Here is a 21,768-nt window from a genome sequence, read left to right as displayed (position 1 = left end):
GCGCGGTCTGGTGTTCGCCGGGTCAGAGGGTCAGCAGGCGCTGGAAGAAGGCGCGGTAGCGCTGCAGGGCCGAGCGGAGGTCTTCGGTCGACGGCTCGCCGTCGGACCACTGCTTCTCCAGCTCCTGGTGCTGCTGGTCGAAGGTGTCCGAGAGGCGCTTGAGCAGGTCGTCGACGAGGTTGTCCGCCTCGCTGACGGAGTTGCGCGGATCGTCGACGAAGCCCTGCTGGATGACCTCCCAGCGGGTCCGGAAGTCGACCACCGCATCGGGAGCCACCAACGGGTCCTCCACTGCCGACGCGCCCACGGTCTCATCCGTCGTGCGGTCGTCGGTCGTGCGGTCGGCCAGGCCGGCGTCCGGGCTGCGGTCGTCGTACCGGTCGTCCGCCGGGCGGCTGAGCGCGTCGTCGGTCACACGGTCGTCGTAACGGTCTTCCGCGATGCGGTCGTCCGTCGTACGGCCGAGCGCGTCGTCCGTCGTAGGGCCGGGGTCGATGCGGTCCGTGTCGGTCATGACGCGGTCGTCGTCCGTCGTCGGGTCGAAGCGACGGTCCTCGTGCATGGTCATGCTTGCTCCTTCGCGTCGGTCGGTTGGGTGCGGTGGTGTCCGCCGTCGTTCGTGCTGTCGGCCAGCAGTGCGTCGACCAGCGCGCGATAGGCGGTCACCGCTTGCCGGAGTTCTTCGGTGTCGGCCTCACCGTGGGCCTGGGCTACCGCGACCCGGTGCGCGTCGCGGTAGTGCGCGGCGACCTCCGGGTGGTCGACCGAGATGTCGTTGACGCGCTGGTCGAACTCGTCGACCGGGTACCCGGTCTCGCGCATCATCCGCAGGACGAGCCGATCCGCGTCGGCGACTGCCGATCCGGGACGGTCGACGAAGCTCTGCTGGATCCGGGCCCACTCGCCACGGTAGAGCTCCGCGGACTCGCGGCTCAGCGGGACGATGTCGAGCTTCGACACCCGGCGTTCACGCTGGCGCAGTTCGCGCTCGGCGCTGCGCCGGTCACCCGAGTCCTCGAGCGTGCGCTCGTACTCGGGGCCGAACCGCTCGTGCAGTTGCGCCGATTCTCTGCGCCGGTACATGAAGAACACCGCGGCCGCCGCGAGTACGACGACAACGATGATGACTATGGTCAGGACGGTATTCATCAGACCTCCAGTCCGATTGCTGGTGCGGACCTGCGATCTGGCGACACCGATCGCGAGGACCCCTCTGCTGGCGGTCCCCAGCGCCGCCTCACATCCCCGAAGTCGCACCGGTACCCAGCGCAAACGCAGACAAGCGTCCAGCCGGCCACCTTGTGGTTCGGTGACCAGCTGGACGCTGTCCGTGATGTGCTGAGTGATCAGGCCTTCGGCGCCAGCTTGTGCACGACGATGCCGGACTTGAAGGTAGTGGTGCCGAGCAGTTCGAGGTGGGTGAGCTCGAGGTCGATGCCCTTGAACATGTTGTCGCCGTCGGCCACCACCGGGAAGAACCAGAAGTGGTACTCGTCGACCAGCTTGTTCTCCAGCAGGGTCTTCGAGAACGACCCGGTGCCGTACTTGATCAGGTTGCCGCCATCCTGCTCCTTGAGCCGCCGGACCGCCTCGGCGGCGTCACCCTCCAGCGGCTGGGCGTTCCACTTCCACTCGGTGACCGTGCGGCTGGCGACGTACTTCGGCATCGCGTTGAAGTGGTCGGTGAACGGGTCTCCACTGCGCTGCGACCAGGCGTCGGCGAACCCTTCGTAGGTGACGCGGCCGAGCACCTGCGCGTCGACGCCCTCCATCAGCGCGACCGAGTAGGCGGAGTGCTCGTCGTCCCAGTACGGCGGGCTCCAGCGCTGCGGATTGTCGATGACGCCGTTCAGGGTGATGAAGGTGGACTCGATCAGCTTCCTCATTGGACTATCCCTCTCTCAGTGTTTGGTAAGGACGCTTGGAGCGCGCGTCCCGGAGCGCTTCGGCCCACCAGACGAGCTGGTCGAGCATGACCTTGGCTTCCGCCTCGTAGCCGGCGGAAGGGCGTGGCCAGCCGCCGTCCGCGGTGAACTGCTCCCAATAGCAGGGCAGTGCGACCGTGTTGCGGATGGTGACGGCCTGCAGTTCGGTGAAGACCTGCCGGAGCTGTGCAGTGGCGCATCGCCCACCGCTCTCCCGGCCGTAGCTGACGATTGCGACCGGCTTGGCGTGCCATTCCTCGTAGTACCAGTCCAGTGCGGTCTTCAGCGGTGCCGGAAAGCTGCTGTTGATCTCCGGCGTCACCACTGCGAACGCATCCGCTTTGGCGAGCCTCGGAGCGAGTACGGCGACCTCCGCGGGCATCTCGTCGTCGGTGTCGGGCAGTGTGGCCGGCAGGTGCGCGGTGGCCAGGTCGACCAGGTCGACTTCGAACTGCTTGGCCGCCTGCGTGGCCAGCCAGTGCGCCACGGTGGGACCGAACCGACCGTTGCGGGTGCTGCCGATGATCACTGCCAGTCGCATCGTCGTGCCTCCTTCCGATGAGACAGACTCTGCCGGAGACCGTTTACGGTTTCTTTCCGGTCGCTGGGCCGGTGATCGGAATAAGGTGCGGCCATGCGCTTCGGGGTGCTGGGACCGGTGACAGCCTGGACGGACGCGGGATCGCCCGTGGTCATCCAGGGGCTGAAGGTCCGTGCGCTCCTGGCTGACCTGCTGGTGCACGAGGGCCGCCCTGTCCCGGCGGACCGACTGATCGACGACCTGTGGGGCGCAGACCTGCCGGGCAACCCGTCAGGCACCCTGTCGGCCAAGGTCTCGCAACTCCGCCGCGCTTTCGAGGACGCCGAGCCGGGCAGCCGCGGACTGGTCAACTCCGGTCCGGCGGGTTACTCACTGACCGTCGACGGTTCGTCGTACGACGCTCTGGAGTTCGCCGACCGGATTGCGTCGGGTGACCTCGGTGAGGCACTCGAACTGTGGCGTGGACCCGCGTACGCCGACTTCGCCGACGAACCGTTCGTCGAGACAGCCATCGCCCGACTGACCGAGCAGAGGCTGACCGCTCTCGAGACGTGGCACGAGGAGCGGATCGGCTCTGGTGACTACCCGGTCAGCGAGCTCGCCGACCTCGTGAGCTCCCACCCGCTGCGAGAGCGACTCCGGGCCTCACACATGAAGGCCCTCTACCGCAGCGGTCGGCAGAGCGAGGCATTGGAGAGCTACGAGCAGCTGCGTCGTCAGCTGCTGGATGACCTCGGCCTGGATCCCAGTCCCGAGCTCGTTGCGCTCCACCAGTCGATCCTCACGCAAGAGCTCCCACACGCTCGCACCAACCTTCCGGCCCAACTGACCGACCTCATCGGACGTGCGGAGGCCGTGGAGGACGTCAGCTCGTCTCTAGCGTCTTCGCGTCTCGTCACGCTGACTGGGCCTGGGGGAGTAGGCAAGACACGCCTGGCACTCGCTGCTGCCGCCGAGGTGGTGGATCGCTTTGCGGACGGCGTCGTCCTGGTGGAGCTGGCGGCGGTGACACCTGATGCGATCTCGGTCAGCAGTTCGCTCACAGACGCCGTACAGGCCGCACTGGACCTCCGGGATTCCACTGGCTCCAGTGAGGGCGTGGTCGACCGGCTCGCGGCTGTGATGGGCTCTCGCCTCCTGGTGCTGGATAACTGCGAGCAGGTGGTCGCAGAGGTTGCGGAGCTGACAGACCGGCTTCTGGCCGCGGCACCGGGGCTGCGCGTGCTGGCGACGAGTCGTGAGCCGCTGGGCCTCGCGGGCGAGGTCGTTTGGAGTGTGCCGCCGCTGGAGGTGCCGTCACCTTCTTTCGATCTGGACGCACTCGGCGAGTGCAGTGCGGTCCAGCTGTTCATGACTCGCGCGGCAGCTGCCTCGCGTGGCTTCACTCTGTCCGCGGAGACGGCTGCCGACGTGACCGTGCTGTGCCGGCGGCTTGACGGGATCCCACTGGCGTTGGAGCTCGCTGCGACTCGCGTGCGGGCGTTGGGAGTCCGTGGATTGGTGGCGCGCCTCGACGACCGCTTCCGGTTGCTGGCGACCGGACACCGTGGTGCTGCACCGCGCCAGCAGACTCTGTTCGCGATGATCGACTGGAGTTGGGAGCTGCTCGCTCCGGATGAGCAGTCCGTCCTGCGACGGCTCGCCGTACCTGCGGATGGATGTACGGCTGAGGCCGCGGCGGCGCTGTGTGATGAGCCGGACGTACTGGATGTGCTGGTTCGGCTCGTGGACCGGTCGCTCGTCGTACCCGTGCATGGGGTGGATGGGCCGCGCTATCGGTTGCTCGAGTCGGTAGCGGCGTACTGCACGGAGAAGTTGCGTGCCTTCGGTGAGTTGGAGGCAGTGCGGCAGCGCCATCTGTCGTACTACACGTCGCTGGCCGAGGCAGCCCGGCCCGCTTTGTTCGGTGGTGAGCAGAGTCGGTGGTTGCAGTTGCTCGACGAGGACTCGGCCAACTTGCGGACTGCACTGGATCGGGCGGTCGCCACTGAGCGGGTGGATGTGGCGGAGCGGTTGGTCGATGCGCTGGCTTGGTACTGGTTCCTGCGCGGGCGTCTGATGGAGGCTGTGCGGTCTTTGGAGGCTGTGCCCGGCTCTGCGCGGGCTGAGGCTTGGCGGGTCGGGTTCAAGTACCTGCTGGGTGACAGTGATGCGGCGGGGGAGCGGGACCGCTGGGCTGATGCGGCTGACGCTCGAGCGCAGTGGTGGATCGCCTACACCGGCAGCGACGCGGGCGACCTCGCAACGTGCCTGACGCTCTTGGAGAGTGCACTGAAGAGCTTCGAGGCCGACGAAGACCAATGGGGTGTGGCTGCGGTACTCGCGGCACGCGCGAAGCATGCGCACGTACGGGCTGACCTGGCGGCGTTGTCAGCCGACGCTTCCGAGAGTGTGCGGATCTTCCGGTCGCTGGGAGACCGGTGGGGCATGTTGCAGGCGACCAGTTGGCTTGGCGCCCACGCGGAGCTCGTCGGCGACTTCGACGAGTCGGCGCGGCTGCATCTGGAGAGCGCGCAGATAGCGGAGGAGCTAGGACTGTGGCCTGAGCTCGCCAGCGCGCTGGGCATGCTTGGGTGGACCTCGATCAGACAAGGCCGCTATGAGTTGGCCCGCACCCACGGCGAGCGCGCACTGCGACTGGCGACCGAACAAGGCCAGCGCTCGACGCAGGCCCTTGCGGAGATCGTGCTGGGCTTCGCAGCCCGTCGTACTGGCGCCCTTGCGGAGGCCTCGCAGCGCCTACAGGCCTTGATCGACGCCGCCCGCCGACAGGGCGAGCCAGTGCTCTACTTGTCGATCGTGCTGGAAGAGCTCGGCTTCGTCAGGGAACTTCAGGGCGACGTCGTGGCAGCTTTGGAGCTCCACAGGGAGGCCTTCCGGATCTCCGAGGAGTTCGGTTCGCTGCGCAGCATGTGCTGGGCTCTGGAAGGCATCGCGGCCTGCCACCCCGACAAGACTCTCGCCGCGACCCTCCTCGGCACGGCTGCCGCCACCCGCGCGAGTGAGAACTACCTGATCGCCGCGACTGAGTCCGACGACTTGACGCGAGCCACCACGGCCGTCGAATCCGCGGTGGGGGAGGAGGTCTACCGCGCCGCCTACGCCACGGGGAGCACCCTCACACCTCAGCAAGCCTTCGGCCTGGTGTGATCCTGTTCGCCAGCAGATGTTCTGTGGTTGAGATTATTCGTCTAGCGAAGTAGTTTTGCTCGCGAGCGAATCCCTGACAGGTGAAGGTGAACCCATGGACTACGGCCACGAACTGGTCTTCGGCACGTTCCTGACCCCCGCGGTCGACAACCCCGCCCGCGTGATCGCGCTGGCGCAGCTGACCGAGCAGGTCGGCCTCGACCTCGTCAGTTTCCAGGACCATCCGTACCAGCCCCGGCTGATGGACGCCTGGACTCTGCTGTCCGTCGTCGCCGCGCAGACCCAGCGCGTGAAGGTCACCACGAACGTCGCCAACCTCCCGCTCCGGCATCCCGTCGTCCTCGCCCGCAGCGTCGCCACGCTGGACCTGATCACCGGTGGCCGCGTGGAGCTCGGCCTCGGCGCCGGCGGCTTCCTGGACGCCGTCGCGGCCAACGCCGGCCCGCGTCTGACCACCGGCCAGAGCATCGCCGCGCTGGAGGAAGCTATCGCGATCATGCGCGAGGTCTGGACGCCGACCGGCGGCGGCATTCGGCTGCCTGGCCAGCACTACACCGTCTCCGGCGCAAAGCGCGGCCCCGAGCCCGCACACGACGTCGAGATCTGGCTGGGCGCCTACAAGCCCCGCATGCTCGCCCTCACCGGACGCCTCGCCAACGGTTGGCTCCCGACCAGCGCGTACGCCGGCCCTGACCAGCTCGCCGCGATGAACAAGATCATCGACGAGGCCGCGGTCGAGGCGGGCCGCGACCCCGCCTCGGTACGGCGGCTCTACAACGTGTCCGGCCGGTTCAGTGGCAGCGGTGGCTTCCTGCAGGGGCCCGAGGAGGTGTGGATCGATCAGCTCGCAGAGCTGACGATGGGCGAAGGCATGAGCACATACATCCTCGGCTCCGACGACCCGGACGACATCCGCCGCTTCGCCGAAGTCGCCGCTGGTGTCCGCGAGGCCGTCGATGCTGCTCGCTCAGGAGCCGTTGTCGAGCCGCGGGCGGCGGATGGGTTCGGCGTCGTGCCGACTCCACCTCCGGCTGTACGACGGAGCGCCGTACAGGTGCTCGACGAGTCGGAGCGACCCACTGGTCCTGCGCTCGACCCGGACCGCACGTATACGCCGTACCAACTGTCGTCCGGTCAGCATCTGATCGACGTACACGACCATCTGCGCGCGGAGCTCGAGCAGATCCGCGACCTGGTCGAGCAGGTGGCTGCCGGCTCGATCGGCGTCGGCCAGGCGCGCTCACACATCAACACCATGACCATGCGGCAGAACAACTGGACCCTCGGCACGTACTGCGAGTCCTACTGCCGCCTGGTGACCACACACCACTCGTTGGAAGACGCATCGCTCTTCCCGCACCTCAGGCGAGCCGATCCGGCGCTCGCGCCTGTCGTGGACCGGCTGGAAGCTGAGCACCGCATCATCCACGACGTACTGGAAGGTGTGGACAAGGCGCTGGTCGCGCTGGTCGACGGCTCGGGTTCCATCGACGGTCTGCGCGCAGCGGTCGACCTGCTGGACGACACGCTGCTCTCACACCTGTCCTACGAGGAGCGCGAGCTGGTGGAGCCGCTGGCGCGGCTCGGCGTTATGTAGCCTCAACCAGCAGCGAGGCGTTACTTAGCCTCACCCAGCAGTGAGGCGAGGATGTCGAGCAGGCGGAGCGTCGGCACCTCGCCGAGCAGCCGCGCGGCCGACGTGGACGGCTCGGCGATCAGGCGGACCTGCAGCAGCTTGAAGTCGCGGATGTTGGCCGGGTTCACCAGGTCGCGGTGGACCGCGGTGAGGAACTCCGAGCCCGCCGACGCCGTGCCATAGGTCATCCGGATGAAGCTGTCGGTGACCGGGTAGAGGTACGGCCGCTTCAGGTGCAGCAGCTTCGACTTCTTGGCGTGGCCGAAGCCGCGGTGGCCGGTGAACTTCTCGTCCAGCGCCATCGCCGCCAGGAACAGGTCGCTGCCCGGGGTCGCGTCCTCCAGCCGCGCGTCGACCGGGATCGCGGCGAACTCCTTCTCCGCCTCGACCTCCAGCAGCCACGGGATGTCCATCGCCCGCAGGTCGGCGCCGATCACCATCGTCCGGGCCAGGTCCTCGAGCGTCACCTGGTCAGGATCGGAACCGCCGACGCACGTCATCCCGGGCAGACCGTCGTAGTACTGAAGTACGGCGCCGTTGGTCTCGGCGTACAGCCGCAACTGCGCGATCGCCTCGTCGACGACGATCTTGCGAGTACCGATGTTCATGAGCCACACCCTCACACTCTTGGTGGCAGACCCGCCAGCGGCCGGACCAACATCCGAACGTTCCAACTCTGTTTCCGCAGATCGTAGGCGACCGCGCGCTCATCCACACGGCAGGGTCACTTCCCGTTATCCACAACCTGTAACCATGTACTCGCACGGCCTCCGATCCCCATAGACTCTCAGTGACTGACCATCAACTGAGCGGAGGCGACCATGGTGTTGGCCCGGCGACTCGTCGCCTTGTTCCTGACCGACATGCTCGTCGTGCCCATCGGCCCGGTGGCTCATGCGGCCCGTCCCGACACGTCGGCGTGTGGTGGTTTCAGTCCGCCATGAACTTGCGAAGCACGTCAGCGCCTGGTTCGCCCGGCGGCAGCCATTGACTCCCAGGAAAGACGTCGGCCAGAGCCTGATCGGTGACGAAGATCGGGCCTGCGTAGCCGGCGGGGACCTTCGCCGGCAGCAAGGTCGGGTCGTCGATGATGATGCCGTGCTTCACTCGGGAGGCGGCCAGTACCGGTAGGTCCGCCGCGATGCTGGTGCTGCCGAACGCCGACCGGTCATTGGCCGTCAACAAATGGGTCACGTCTTCAAGGTCCGCGTGCGTCATGGCCGTTGGCAGTAGCGCTGCATCGTGCAGCCATGGCAACCACTGGACCGCTCCGTCCATCGGCGCGATCGCCAGCCTCGCGGCCTTGGTCTCGACCGACGGACGCCCGAGCAGCTCGTAGTACAAGGATCGGAGATGTTCGGCCTGGCTGTCCCAGGACATTTCGTGACGCAACTTGCCGTCAGCAACGCGCTCGCGGTATGGCGCGGCGTCGGCCAAGATGTGTGACACCTTGGCGGCAAGGTCCGACGCGTTCTCCGCCTCGAAGACTTCACCGATCCCAGTACTGCCAACAAAGTCTCGCAACGTCGGCATGTCGCTCGTCACGACCGGAAGCCCGGCGAACACATACTCGAAGACCTTGTTGGGTAGCGCCATCTCGTGGCTCGGGTACCGCAGCAGCGGAATCAGCCCGACATCTGCGGTCCGCAGGTAGTGCGTGACATCGTTCGGAGGCACCGGGTCGAGAAAGTGGACTCGATCGCCGACATTCAGCGAGGTGGACAGCCGGCGTAGCTCGTCAACCGGTCTCATCTTGACGGTCGGTACACACACCACTGCGAGATGTACGCCGGGAAGGTGCTGGAGGGATGCGATCGCCGTTTGAACTCCGCGCGCATGGGTGATCCCGCCGCTGTAGACCATCAACGGCACCGCAGGCTTGAGTTCGAGCGCGTCGCGGATATCGGGCATATCAGCGATGGGCTCGACAGCCGGTGGGCTGTTGATCACAACGGTCGGCGTACGATCCAACCGGTGCCGTGCCTGCAGCGTGTGCGCGATCGCCGGGCTGACGGTGACCACGCGATCCACCTTCTGGATGTACTCGCGCTCATGTTTGGCCCAGGCAGCAATGAGCCGCGGCGTCCGCGGTGGATAGACGGACAGGCCAGGGACGTACTCGTGGGCGTCGTAAACGACTTTCACAGCGCGCCCCTGCAGGGCTGCTCTCCCTGCCGCTCGGACTGCGACCCCGATAACGTGCATGTCGTGGGCATGCAGGACGTCTGGGCGTAGCCGGTCCAGCAGTTGCGCGAAGGTGGCTTCGTAGTCGTACGCCTCCGGGATGATTCTCCGCCAGCTCACAGGTCGGGCCCGTTGTGTGAGCCACCGGTCCCAACGCTGCCAGAATGTTGCTGCCTGTCGTCCTTCGTAGCCGGCCAGCCGCGAGCGAAACGCAGCCACGGTACGCGTCAGCCGAAGGTTCTGTTGGCGTAGCTTGCGGGCCGCCTTTCCGGTCTGGAACCTGATCGTTCCCATCGAGCCGACCATCCGCTGGGCCTTGGCACGTCCGGATTCCGCGGTGAGCTCAGCCTGCCGAGCCGACAGCCGAGCTGCCTGGACCGACCCGGGAACAGTGCCGGCGAGGATCCGCCGCGAGCGTCGGCGACCGCGACGCCGGTTGCGTTCGTCGCGGAGAAGGAAGCGGCCGGGCACCCGGATCATCACAACGTCACCGTCGATCGTGTCGATGGTGATCGACCCCGACGCCGTCACGCCAAGCAACGTGACCCGCCAACCCTCCTTGCCAAGGGCAACCGCCTCCTTCAGTACTCGGGTGTCGTTGGTGATGTCATTGGCGACCAGCATGACGACATGCGAAACCTGCACGCGGCCCTCCTCGGGTAGTGGTTACGTGCAGGAACGTGCCGTGCTGCAGGATTGGTTGCAGATTCGCTCGGAGTCGGCTGCAGATGCGCCGTACTGGCGGACGGGATAGCGTCGCCTCAGGTTCTTGTCGGCTGGATCGTCAGAGCAGCCGTGAGGACGAGACCAGGCGGATGGCCAGCGCGATGATCACCAGGCTGGAAAGCAGTGCAGTGAGCAGTCGGCCGAGGTGTCCGGTGAGGGCTCGGCCCAGTAAGGCCCCGCTGGTGGCTAGGAGTAGTTGCCAGGTGGCGGATGCTGCGAAGGCAGCGACTACGAAGGAGGCGCGCTCGGGTGGTGTAGGGGTGGCCGACGTGCCGGAGCCGCCGAGTACCAGGGCGGCGAAGTAGAGCACTGTCATGGGGCTGAGCAGGGTCATGCCGAGCAGTCCGAGGTACGCGGTTCGTGCGCCTGGCGGGAGATCCTGGGCGATTCCGGCCAGGCGGGGTGCGCGGTGCCTACGGGCCCGACTGGCATGGCTATGCCGTAGCCGGCCAAGAGGCCTGCCACCAGCGCGGCCGTCACGAGCGGACGGGGATCGACCTCCGGCATCGGACGCGGCGCTGCTGGATGCCCGCGGCCGGTCCGGCAGCAGGAATCAACAGCAACAGTCCGATGGTCGTAGCCATGCGCTCATGATGCGGACTGTCGCTGATGCTCCACAAGCGAATTTACGAGCGCCTCCATCAACCAGATCGAGTCCAGTTGCCTGATGCAACAACCTGCGGCGGGTCAGAGGCGGCGTTCGATTGCCCTGGTGGGGTTGAGGAAGAGGAGGACCGGCGGGGCGGTGTTGGGGAGGATGGTTGCGTACGTTTGGAGTTGGGGGGCGTAGTACGCGACTCGGGCGTCGAGGGCGGCTGCTGGGATGGCGTCGGTTTTGTAGTCGACGATCGTGAGGCGGCCGTCGTCTTCGCGGTAAATGAGGTCGACGAAGCCTTCGAGGACGGTGCCGTCGGGCTGGACAGTGCCGACGTAGGACTCGCGCCAGTGTTCGCGGCCGGCGGCTCGTTGGACGACGTCGGAGGCGAGAGCTGAGCGGACGAGGGCGGTGACCACGTCGGCGTACTCCAGGACGCCCTCGGCGAGGCATTGGGTGGAGACTGCGGCTTCGAGGCCGGCGCCGGTGGACAGGTCGACGACTTGCAGTACGGCGTGAACCGCGCGGCCGATCGCGGTGCCGTAGCGGCCCTTGGACCACGGCGGGAGTTCAAGGTCGCGCGGGGCTTTGGCGGTGCCGGGATCCACCTCGGCGAGGACGACGTCGGGGCCGGTGCCTTCCAGGCCGGATGCGCTCTGGGCGGAGCGTGCGCGGCTGGCGGATTGGGCGGTGGCAGCGCGGGATTCCCATTCGGTGCGGGAGATCGGTGGGGTGACGTCGGGGGTGATGCGCGGCTCGCGTTCGACCGCGGGCGGGCTGGTGAACAGCGTGGCATGGGGTGCCTCGACGCCGCCGGCGGAGGCGAGGAGTTCCGCGTTGCTGGAGTGGCGGCGGTTGCCGGAGCGGTGCAGGGAGACGACCAGGTGATCGCGCGCGCGGGTGGCGGCGACGTACAGGAGGCGTCGGCGTTCGTAGTCGTCCATCTGCTCGTCGACCGGCTGGACGAGGTCGAAGTCCTCGGTCTGCACGGATGACTTGAGCTTCACGGCGTACCCGCCGTCCGGTGGCCAGAGGACCTGGACGCCGCGCTGCCGGTTGGGCGCCGCGGTCATACCGGACAGGATGACGATCGGGAACTCCAGACCCTTCGCGGCGTGGATCGTCATCACGCGGACGGCGTCCGCGTCGGTCTCGGGCAGGACGGCCTCGGCGACGCGTGAGGTTTCCTCGCCCTGGTGGGCGGCCCAGGCCAGGTACGAGCGCAGGCCGCCGTGCTCGACCTCGGACCAGGCGCGGGCCTGGTCGACGACGAAGCGGATCCGGCGCCAGGCGTCGCGGGCCCGTGGGCCGATTGCTGCGACTTCGAGCATGCGGCGGTCGGCGACGATCTTCGCGAGGACTTCGCTCGGGGTGAGCCAGCGGGCGGCTTTGTACGTGCTCCACAACCAGGCGATCGCCTCGCCGACCGGGTGGGTCACGAGGGAGTCGGGGATGGGCGCGGCCAGGTTGAACGTGCCGCCGGAGCGTTTCCAGACGAAGAGGTCGTCGTCGCCGCAACCGAACAGTGGTGAGCGCAGAGCGGTGACGAGGGCGAGTTGGTCGCTCGGATCGCCGAGGGCGCGGGCGCAGGCGAGGAGGTCGCGGACTTCGGCGGTCTGAAAGACGAGGGAGCTGGCCTCGGCGCGGTACGGGATGTCGGCGCGGTCGAGAGCGTCCTCGAGGAAGGGGAGCGACGTACGCGCGGGGACCAAGACGGCGATGTCGCCGGCCTCCGCGGGTCGCCAGTTGCCGGTGCGGTCGTCGTACACCTGCCAGTCGTCGCGCAGCGCCTGCTCGACGACTGCCGCGACGTCACGCGCCTCGCGTTCACGGAGGACGGAGGCTTGCGCGCGGGGGAGGTCGTTGTGCGGCTCGGCGCCGAGGACGGTGACGCTCGGGCCGGAGGCGGTCTCGTCGTAGGGCTCGGGAGGCGAGAGTACGTCGGCGGACGCGGAGTCGTCGCCGTGGCGCCGGAACGGGAGGACCGCGGCGAGGTCGCCCAACGGGTCGCCGGAGTCAGTGCTGTCCGCTGGGGAGATCGGGGTGCTTGGTGTGGCAGATGCGGCGGGGTCCTCAGGGGCGACGAGGTCGTCGAAGAGCGTGAGGTCGTCGTCGGAGTCGTCGAGGAAGGAGAGCTGGTCGCCGCGCACCGCGGCGGTGGTGCTGGGGTGGGACGGGGCCGACGCGGTGCCGGGTGGGTTTGGGGTGGGGGAGGTCGAACCTCCGGCGGAGGGGATGGGCTTGGTGGGGCCGGTGCGGTGGGGGGAGAGGGATTGGTAGGAGGGTTGGGCGGATTCTTGGGGCTGGATCAGGGTTTCGAAGACGGTGTTGATCCAGCGGAGGATGGGTGCAACGGTGCGGAAGTTGGTGGTGAGGGCGACGGTTTCGCCGAGGAGGTGCTGAGCGGTGAGGTACGTCGCGATGTTGGCGCGGCGGAAGCGGTAGATCGACTGTTTGGGGTCGCCGACGACGAACAGGCGGCCTTCTGGGACTTCGACGTCGCGCCAGTCCTCGGCTTCTGCTTCGGCGCCACCCGCGATCCGGACGGCGAGCTCGATCTGGATCGGGTCGGTGTCCTGGAACTCGTCCAGCAGGAGCCGCTCGAAGCGCTCGTGCAGCGCTGCGCGGACGGCCGGGTGCCTGCGCAGGAGGTCGCGGGCGAGAACCAGCAGGTCGTGGAACTCCAGGCGCCCTTCCTCACGGCGGATCCGGGCCGATTCCAGCACGCGCTCGGCGATCCAGTGTGAAAGGTGCCGAAGGCAAGCATCCAGGAGCAGCTCGACCAGCGAACCGGCGACCTCGACCACCTCGGTGCAGTCGCCGCGGACCCCGTTGATGTCCGGCCAGTTCTCCTTGCGTCCGATCCGGCCGACCTTCAGACCGCGCAACGTCTGCAGGATCGCCAGCTGCGTCTCCTGGTCGGTCGCGGCCTCCAGCATCACCCCCAGCTCGCGGATCTGCGCCACCTTCGGCAACAGCCGGTCCTCGGGATCCAGACACGACCCGGCCACTCCACCGATCTGCGCCGCTGCCGCGACGAGCCCGGACAGATCCGGCATCGACACCAGCTCTGGTGGATCCACCAGCACGCGTTCGGCGATCAGGTCCCAGTCGTTCCCGAACAGTCGTGCCAGCGATCGCAGGTGTTTCAGCTCGACCCCGACCGCCATCGCGAGCAGCAGCGGCTCCGCGATCGAGTCGTCGTCCAGCAGCAGCTGCTGCAGCTCGGCCCAGCGCTCCTCGAAGGCGACCGACGAACCCACCTCGTCCAGGACGTCGATGAGTGGCGGCAGGCCGGCTTCGATCGGATGGGCGAGCAGGATCTGCTGGGCGAAGGCGTGCAGAGTGCCGATCGAGGCCGAGTCGAGGTCGTCCAACGCTGCATCGGCGAGGTGCCCGGCCGGGCCTTTCCGAGCCCTTTCGAACTCGACCCGCAACCGATCGCGCAGCTCGGCGCCGGCCTTCTCGGTGAAGGTGACGGCGGCGATCGTGCGCAGCGGTACGCCGTCGCGCAGGACCAACGTGGTCACCCGGTCTACGAGTGCATGGGTCTTGCCGGATCCGGCGCCGGCCTCGACGAACAGCGTGGAGTCGGTGTCGGATCGGATCCGATCCCGGGCGGGCCCGTCCAGCAGTTGCTCAGTCATCGCCGGCCCCCTCGGAAGCGAGCAACTCCAGAGCGGTCGGATCGATCAACCGGACCAACCTCTCCAGCGTCGGGTCGTGCCGCTTGCGATCCCACCGCGCCCGCACCTCGCTGTGCCCGAGCCCGTCCGGGTTGCAGTACGGGCACTGCACCCACAGGAAGTCCGGCACCTCGGGCGCCTTCGGTGGGAAGAATCCGGCCGCGATCGACGACACGATCACGTCGAGCGTGTCGACGTACCGGGCCTCGACCTCGGGGGTCAGCGGCACCGGGATCCGTTTCCCGCCGCGCCGGACGAACCAGTACGACGCCTCGACCGGTGTGGACTGCTCTCCCAACCGGGCCCGCGCCGCGTACGCGTACACCGGCAGCTGCAGCTTCGTCCCGCCCGCCACTGGATCCGACTCGATCGCCTCGTACCGCGAGAACCCACCGGTCTTCACGTCCGTCACATAGATGGTCCCGTCCGCGCCGAGATCGACCTTGTCGGCCGACCCTCGCAGCAGCACCCGCCCGGACGGCACCGGGATCTCCACCGGCGGCTCCCCGTCGAACCCGAACCGCAGCTCGCTCGCCACCACGGACGCATCCCGCTCCACCCGCCACCGATCGTCGTCGGTCAGCAGCACCATCAGGTCACCGAGGATCCGCAACCGCTCCCGCTGCCACAACCGCGGATGCCCGGTCAGACCCTCCGCTTCGAACTGATCCGCGAGATCCGCCCCGATCGCGAGCAGCAACGACCGCTGCTCCGCCGTCCACGGCTCGCCGTACCCGGGCAGCGAACCGGCCAATCGCGACACAAAGGCATCGAGACTGTTGTGGATCAGGTTCCCCACCTGCAACGGCGAGATCACCAGCAGATCCTCGGGCGCCTCGAGCGGCTCCACCTGAAGCAACCGCTCGACGAAATACGCATGTGGACACGTCGCGTACGCCTCCAACGACGTCGGCGAGGCGATCCGTTCCTCGACGGCGTACTCCGGCAGACCGGGCACCCCGGACAGGTCCCCGTCGAACCGCGTGAAGGCATTGCTCCCACGCCCGCGCAAGAGCTCCCGCGCGCGCACGAGCACCTCGTCGTTCACCCACAACCGGGCCGCCGCGGCGCGGACCTGCCACTCCTGCTCCGTCGCCGGCATGGTTGCCGTCGTCAACGATCCTGCGTACGACGCCGACGTCCGCAGCCGCTCGCCGTACCTGTCCCACTGCGTCGCGGGCAGCCCGTGATCGCCCGTCAGCTCTCGCAACGACCCCAGCAACCAGCGCGTCGGCAACCGCCGCGACGATCGGCGCAGGTCGCCGCGCGGGAACGACGCCACCACCTTCCGCGACCCGGCCGAGAACGCGACCAGCAGGTGCCGTTGCTTCTCGTCGAGCCGATCCCGGAACGACGCCAGCTCCGGCGCGGCCGCCTCGCGGACGCGATGGGGCAGCAGCGCATCCTCGTGGACGCGCCCCGGATACAGATCCTCGGACAGGCCGACGACGTACACGATGTCCGCCGCCAACCCGATGCTCGCCGACAGCGGCGCCACCAGTACACCGGTGCCGAATGTCCCGACGCGGGGGAGTGACTGCTGCAACTCCAGATCGAGCACGTCCCGCAGCACGGCGAGACCGGCCGGCGTCCCGAGCTCGTCCAACGTGGACAGGCCCTTCAGCGAGCTCTCGACCGCGGCTGCGGCGTACTGCTCCTCGATCGGCAAGGACGAATAGTCGCCGAGCAGATCATGGAAGAGCCGAAGGACTCCGCCGGCAAGCTCGGACCAGGTCTCCAGCAACGCCAGGGCACCCAACCGGCGGCGGAGCTCGGAGGCGAACGCGTGCAACCGCTCGGCCATCGAGGCGTTGTACTGCGCGCGCCGCACCGCGGCGGGCCGTGGATCCTCGGCGGCCTCTTCCTGATCAGCGGTACGCCGCTCGGACTCGGCGTACCGAGCGAGCCGGGTATCCCAGTCGTCGCCGCGAACCACACCGGCGGCCCGGGACATCCGCTCCCACTGCGGCACCGGGATCCGCTGGCTGGTGAAGTCGCGCGTCGGCGCGTTGGCGAGCGCACGGAACACATCCGCGCGCGGCAGATCCTGATCGATGAGCGCGAGCACCTCGAGGAGCGTCCGCGCGATGGCGCGCTCGTGCACCGGTCGCGTGCCGGGTCCGTTGACCTCGATCCGCGCGGCACCGAGGTGCTCGTGCAGCAACCGCGCGTACGGCGAGGCGGCCGAGTACAGCACCGCGATCCGGTGCGCCGGGGTGTGGTCGAGCGCCTCGACCACATCGCGGACGACACACCGCACCTCGTCGTCGGCGTCGGACGCGTTGAGGATCTCGGTGGCGACCGGGTAGTTCTTCGAGATCGACGACGGCAGGTCGATACCGATGCGCTCGAGTGACCGCCGGACGGCACGGTCGGCCCGTCGTACGTCGGTCAGACCCACGATCACGGTGAGATCGGCCGCGGCGCTGCCGAGCGCCTCGACGAAGGCTGCCTCGGACTGGGTGAGCTCCTGCGGAAGAAAGAGGACGAGCGCACCGAGCTCGCCGGCAACAGCGGGCGAGGTCGCGATGCGCGTGGCGGCGGCCCTCAACAGATCCGTCTCGTCATACCAGTCCGCGGCGAGCTCGGTGGTGACGTGGCGGTGCAGGCGAACGAGGTCCGGGCCGAGAGTCGAGGCGTGCGTGACCTTCTCGAGCGCTGGGTCGGTGAGGTCGCGGAGCTCGCGATGGGCTGAGGCAAGCGCTTGGATGGTCGACGGATGCTCGGCGACGTCCTCGAAGATGCCCGGTGCCTTCGACAGCGCCGTCCGCCAGGTCGCCGCGACGATCGGCCGGGTCGCCGGCCGGCGCGGGGACAGGACGCCCGCGGCGAGTTGCTCGGCCAGTCGCTCCAACGTCGCCAGGTAGAGGCCGGCGATGCCGCTGCGGGCGAGGTGGCGGCGGGCGATGACGCCGGCCAGGTTGTTGGGCAGCAGCAGCGTGACAGGGGTCATCGGATCGTCTGCCTTCAGCCGCGCGACCACGGCCTCCAGGCACTCGAGCGCGGCCGCTCCGTACGCCGTGCTCTCGATCCGGGTGCTACTCACCACAACCCCCGATGCTCGACTGTCACCGCAGACGGTAAACCCTGCCACGGACAGAAAGGTGACGGGGCGCGAAACGCCAAAGTTTCTGCAGGCCTGGCGATCCGCTCCCACAATGAAGAAATGACCAGGGAGACGACGATCGCGCGGGTGTTGCTCGTGCTCGTCTTCGCGCCGGCCGGCGGCCTGTTCGGCAAGGCCGTGGCCGAGGCCGCGCAGAGCCGCGCGTGGTGGCCGTGGCTGGTCGCCGCACTGGTCTGGCTGGTGCTGTCGGGACTGATCTCGATGGCGGTTTCGAACCATCTCGACGAGCACAGATAATGCTCCGATGGTCGCTGCGGTGCATCACGTCGAGATCTGGGTCCCGGACCTGTCCCGGGCCCAGGAGAGCTGGGGTTGGGTCCTCAATCGGCTGGGCTGGAAGGACGGTGACGGCTGGCCCGGCGGGATGACCTGGGCGGCTCCCGACGGCAGCTATGTCGTGGTCGAGCAGAGCCCGGCGATGTCGGCCGGCGAGCACGACCGGCTCCGGCCCGGGATGAACCATCTCGCCCTGAACGCGGCCGACCGGGCCGAGGTCGACGCGATCGTCGCAGAGGCGGGCCGGCATGGCTGGACGCTGATGTTCGCCGACCGGCACCCGTACGCCGGCGGCCCGCAGCATTACGCCGCCTTCCTGCACAACACCGACGGCTACGAACTCGAGATCGTCGCTCCCGATTAGCAGGTGAGACTACTGATGCCTTGAGTGACGGTTGGGATTACCCATATGACATGGTTACTCCAGGCAAGCAGTGGTCGCGGGGCAAGGTGGAAGGACGGTGCTCGTGACGGAGAAGCCTGACGGGGGAAACACGCCCGGATCGGCTTCGCGCTCCGCGCGGACGACAGAATCAGCACCGGAGCTCCTGGAGGCGCGGATCCGGGGTCTCCAGCATGCGCTCGGGCAGCTGCTGGACAACGCACACCGGCTGACGTACGCCGAGCATCAGCGGGCCGTGCAGCTGCATCGTCAGCTACAGGAGCAGACCGCGATCGCCCGGCGCGAGTCGCGCTCGCTCGTCGACGCCAAGACCGCGGAGGCGCTGTCCACCGCCGAGCCGAAGGCCCGCCTGCTCGCGGACCGGCTCGCGCCCGGTCTGGCCGCGATCCCGCCGAACGACGCCCGCTGGCGTTCGCGTCAACTGGTCGGCGCCGGAGTCTCGTCGTACGTGCGGGTCGGCGAGCTGGACGGCGGTACGCCGGTCGTCGCGCCGCTGCTGCGGACGAACGGCTGGAAGGTGACTGCGGATCGCAACGAGTTCGCCCGCAGACTCCTGCAGAGCGTGGCGTTGCGGCTGGTCGCGGCCGCCGAACCCTTCCGGCTCAGGATCGATGCGTACGACCCGCGGCTGACCGGCATGATGGGCCTGCTCGGTCACCTGACCACGAAGTATCCGCAATTGGTGCCTAGGGCAACACACACCCCGGAGCAGCTGCACGCCGTGCTGTCCGGGCTGGTCGACGTCTCGTCGCTGCGGGCCAGCCGGCAGGCACAGCTCGGGCACGAGCGGTTCGAGGATCTGATCCGGGAGACCGGGCGGGTCACCGAGCCGTATCGGCTGATCATCCTGTTCGACTACCCGACCGGCATCGACACGCTCGCCCAGCGCGACCTGCTCCGGCTGGCCGCGACCGCCGGCCGGCGCGGCATCTGCTTCCTGGTCCATCACGACCCCTCGACGTCCGCCGAGCTGGACGTCGACACCAAACAGTTGCTCGATCTCCTCGATCCGGTGGCCATCACCAGCGAGAAGGTCGAGGTCGCGCAACTGCCCGGCGTCCCCGCGAAGCTGGATGCGCCGTTCGACGCGAACATTGCCGCCGGCATCTGTGACGTGGTGGCCGAGCTCGCGGAGATCGCCGTACTCCCGACCATCGACTTCGAGCGGACCCTGCCGGACCGGTCGACCTGGTGGCAACCGGTCACGGACGAGATCGGCACGGTGATCGGGTACGACGATCGCACGCCGGCGCTGGTGCGGTTGCGCAGCGGCAACCCGGCCCTCCCGCACGTCCTCGTCGGCGGCGCCGTCGGCCAGGGCAAGTCGAACCTGCTGCTCGTGATGATCCACGGTCTCGCCGCGCGCTACGACCCGGCGGATCTGGAGATGTACCTGCTCGACTTCAAGCATGGTGTCGAGTTCTCCGCGCTCGGTCCGGCCGGGGAGCGCGAGCATTGGCTGCCGCAGGTGCGGGTGCTCGGTGTGCACAGCGATCGCGCGTTCGGTCTCGCCGTACTGCGTCATCTGTCCGACGAACTGGCGCGGCGCAGCGAGATCTTCAAGTCGCACGGCAACGTCGCCGACATCGCGGAGCTTGCCCCCGGCCCCGGTCGGCCGCCGCGGATCCTGGTCGTCCTCGACGAATTCCAGGTGCTGCTCGAGGACGACGACGAGCTCGCGGACGAGGCGGCCAAGTTGCTCGAGCGGTTGGTCCGGCTGGGACGCGCGTACGGCGTGCATGTCGTACTGGCGACGCAGACGATCGAGGGCGTCAAGCGGCTGGCGACGCGGCGGGACTCGATCTTCGGCCAGGTTCCGTACCGCATCGCGCTGAAGACGACGCCGGCCGACTCGCAGGCGATCCTGCGGAGCGGGAACACGGCGGCGGCCGAGCTGCAGTTCCGCGGCGAGGCGGTACTGAACGCGAACTTCGGCTCGCCGGACGACAACCAGCATGTGCTGGTCAGCTTCGCGGACAAGGCGGTGCTGGACTCGCTGCGGCGTGAGTTGTGGCAGCGCGCGGGTACGGCGGTCCACCCGCCGCGGATCTTCCATCTCGCCGAGCCGGCGCGGTTGACGGACACGGCGGCCGCGGTGAGGCCCGAGCTTGGGCGGCCGTGGACCGGGTTGCCGATCGCGGTGACGGAGGAGCCGGTCCAGGTCGAAGTACGGCCCGAGCCGGGTGCCGGCGTACTCGTGCTCGGTGACGGCCCGGTCGACGCACTCGGCGTACTGAGTGGGCTCGCGTTGTCGACGGCGGCCGCGGCTGTGGATCCGCCGCGGTTCGTGTTCCTGGACGGGACGGACTCGTCGCCGGCTGTTGCTGAGGGCAAGGATGCGCTGGTGCAGGCATTGCGGCAGCTCGGGTGCGAGGTCGAGACGGTCGACAAGCACGCCGACATCGTGCCGCGGCTGTTCTCGCTGCGGGAGTCGGTACGCAACGGCCACCTTGGTGAGACCTATCTGCTCGGGTTCGGGTTCCATGGCGTGCCTCGGATGCAGCTGCATGCGGAGGGATTCTTCGAGAGCCCGGCGAACGCGCTGCAGGACATCGTGCGCGACGGACCCGCGCAGGGGCTCATCACCTTCGGGTGGTGGAACCGGCTGCACGTGTGCACCGAGCAGCTCGGGTACGGGCGCGCCAACGTGGCGACTCATCTGTTCCTCCGGCACCCGCAGGACGGCGTACGCGCGGTGGCCGGTCCGCTGGTGCGATGGGCTTCGGAGCCACACCGGGGTCTGCTGTGGGACGGACTGCATCCTGAGGCCCAGGTCGTCGTACCGTTTGCCGCACTGCGATCCGACGAGGTGGATCGCGCGGTGGAGTTGGTACGGCGATGAAAACTGAAGCGCAGGAGTGGGCTGAGTACGCGCGGGCGCTGCGGACGGTCGCCGGAGCCCGTGCGGACGCGCAGCAGGCGCAGGACCGGCTGACGGCACACAAGTCGAAGGCTGAGGCCACTGCGATGGCGGAGGCCGACGCCATGGCTGAGCGCGGGCGGCAGTTGGAGCTCCGGCTGAACGCACTGGCCGAGAAGGCCGCTGCGAGTCTGCAGCGAGCCGGACTGCCGGCGGAGGGGAAGCGGGCGAACCATGCGTTGCCCGAGATCCGCGTACTGAACGACATCGAGACCGTCGCGGCCGGGATCACCAAACAGCTGAGTGACACCGTTGAGCAGTTGGAGGAGGTCCGTGCAGCGGCCCGGGCCGAGCAGGAGCGACGGAAGCGACGTACCATCAGCGCGGCCTTGATGCTGGTCGGGTTCGTAGTGGTGTGGGTGGTGACCGGGTCGTTCCTGGCCGGAGTGGAGACGGCCGCGATCGCCGCCGTCACGATGCTGGCCGCGTCGCGGGCGCTCGGCCTGCCGCGGCTGCCGGGCGCACGGTGGTGGGGCTGGGGTGGTGCGGTCGCGGTCGTCGTCGCGATGGCGGCCGGTCTGCCGTGGTGGCTCGCGATCGCCGTACCGGTGATCGTGTCCGGTACGGCGATCGTGCTGCCGAAGAAGCGCAACTAGTTT

General features: G+C 68.4%; 15 protein-coding genes. 6 read left to right on the top strand and 9 right to left on the bottom strand.

Annotated features, from left to right (window positions below):
• Positions 1-22 precede the first annotated feature (22 nt).
• From OG555_RS40800 to OG555_RS40785, 4 genes are all read right to left on the bottom strand, one after another.
• Positions 23-568, bottom strand: a complete 546-nt coding sequence (locus OG555_RS40800) for a hypothetical protein (RefSeq protein WP_329479224.1) — start codon at positions 566-568, stop codon at positions 23-25.
• Positions 565-1,149 carry a hypothetical protein gene (locus OG555_RS40795; RefSeq protein WP_329479222.1) on the bottom strand — a complete coding sequence of 195 codons (585 nt, stop codon included), beginning with the start codon at positions 1,147-1,149 and terminating at the stop codon, positions 565-567. Before OG555_RS40795 ends, OG555_RS40800 begins: the two co-directional genes overlap by 4 nt.
• A 197-nt stretch (positions 1,150-1,346) precedes the next feature.
• Complete coding sequence (locus OG555_RS40790) at positions 1,347-1,886, bottom strand: dihydrofolate reductase family protein (RefSeq protein ID WP_329479220.1); 540 nt, start codon at positions 1,884-1,886, stop codon at positions 1,347-1,349.
• 4 nt (positions 1,887-1,890) lie between these two features.
• Positions 1,891-2,466 (bottom strand): NADPH-dependent FMN reductase, encoded by a 576-nt coding sequence (locus OG555_RS40785; RefSeq protein ID WP_329479218.1) that lies wholly within the window; start codon positions 2,464-2,466, stop codon positions 1,891-1,893.
• A gap of 93 nt (positions 2,467-2,559) precedes the next feature.
• Here OG555_RS40785 and OG555_RS40780 point away from each other — a divergent pair, with 93 nt between their 5' ends.
• Complete coding sequence (locus tag OG555_RS40780; protein WP_329479216.1) at positions 2,560-5,616, top strand: BTAD domain-containing putative transcriptional regulator; 3,057 nt, start codon at positions 2,560-2,562, stop codon at positions 5,614-5,616.
• A 94-nt stretch (positions 5,617-5,710) separates the two neighbouring features.
• Positions 5,711-7,213: an LLM class flavin-dependent oxidoreductase gene (locus OG555_RS40775; protein ID WP_329479214.1), complete on the top strand. Its 1,503-nt coding sequence runs from the start codon at positions 5,711-5,713 to the stop codon at positions 7,211-7,213.
• 20 nt (positions 7,214-7,233) lie between these two features.
• Here OG555_RS40775 and OG555_RS40770 read toward each other — a convergent pair whose 3' ends face one another.
• From OG555_RS40770 to OG555_RS40750, 5 genes are all read right to left on the bottom strand, one after another.
• Positions 7,234-7,860: a DUF6308 family protein gene (locus OG555_RS40770; RefSeq protein ID WP_329479212.1), complete on the bottom strand. Its 627-nt coding sequence runs from the start codon at positions 7,858-7,860 to the stop codon at positions 7,234-7,236.
• Between the two features lie 322 nt (positions 7,861-8,182).
• Positions 8,183-10,081 (bottom strand): glycosyltransferase family 4 protein, encoded by a 1,899-nt coding sequence (locus OG555_RS40765; protein ID WP_329479210.1) that lies wholly within the window; start codon positions 10,079-10,081, stop codon positions 8,183-8,185.
• Between the two features lie 139 nt (positions 10,082-10,220).
• Positions 10,221-10,478 (bottom strand): hypothetical protein, encoded by a 258-nt coding sequence (locus OG555_RS40760; protein ID WP_329479208.1) that lies wholly within the window; start codon positions 10,476-10,478, stop codon positions 10,221-10,223.
• A gap of 371 nt (positions 10,479-10,849) precedes the next feature.
• Positions 10,850-14,404, bottom strand: coding sequence for a UvrD-helicase domain-containing protein (locus OG555_RS40755; protein WP_329479206.1), 3,555 nt, complete (start codon positions 14,402-14,404; stop codon positions 10,850-10,852).
• Positions 14,397-17,489, bottom strand: a complete 3,093-nt coding sequence (locus OG555_RS40750) for a PD-(D/E)XK nuclease family protein (RefSeq protein ID WP_329479204.1) — start codon at positions 17,487-17,489, stop codon at positions 14,397-14,399. Before OG555_RS40750 ends, OG555_RS40755 begins: the two co-directional genes overlap by 8 nt.
• Before the next feature lie 120 nt (positions 17,490-17,609).
• Here OG555_RS40750 and OG555_RS40745 point away from each other — a divergent pair, with 120 nt between their 5' ends.
• From OG555_RS40745 to OG555_RS40730, 4 genes are all read left to right on the top strand, one after another.
• On the top strand, positions 17,610-17,807 hold the full coding sequence (locus OG555_RS40745; protein ID WP_329479202.1) for a hypothetical protein: 198 nt from the start codon (positions 17,610-17,612) through the stop codon (positions 17,805-17,807).
• 7 nt (positions 17,808-17,814) lie between these two features.
• Complete coding sequence (locus OG555_RS40740; protein ID WP_329479201.1) at positions 17,815-18,210, top strand: VOC family protein; 396 nt, start codon at positions 17,815-17,817, stop codon at positions 18,208-18,210.
• A gap of 103 nt (positions 18,211-18,313) precedes the next feature.
• Entirely contained in the window at positions 18,314-21,091 is a 2,778-nt protein-coding gene (locus tag OG555_RS40735; protein WP_329479200.1) for an FtsK/SpoIIIE domain-containing protein, read from the top strand.
• The gene (locus tag OG555_RS40730; protein ID WP_329479199.1) at positions 21,088-21,765 is read left to right on the top strand and encodes a hypothetical protein; all 678 of its coding nucleotides are present in this window, start codon (positions 21,088-21,090) and stop codon (positions 21,763-21,765) included. The genes OG555_RS40735 and OG555_RS40730 overlap by 4 nt, the downstream gene beginning before the upstream one ends.
• Positions 21,766-21,768: the final 3 nt, after the last annotated feature.

The organism is Kribbella sp. NBC_01484 (assembly GCF_036227145.1).
In the GTDB taxonomy this organism is placed as follows: domain Bacteria; phylum Actinomycetota; class Actinomycetes; order Propionibacteriales; family Kribbellaceae; genus Kribbella.
This window is presented reverse-complemented; position numbering and strand designations above follow the sequence as displayed.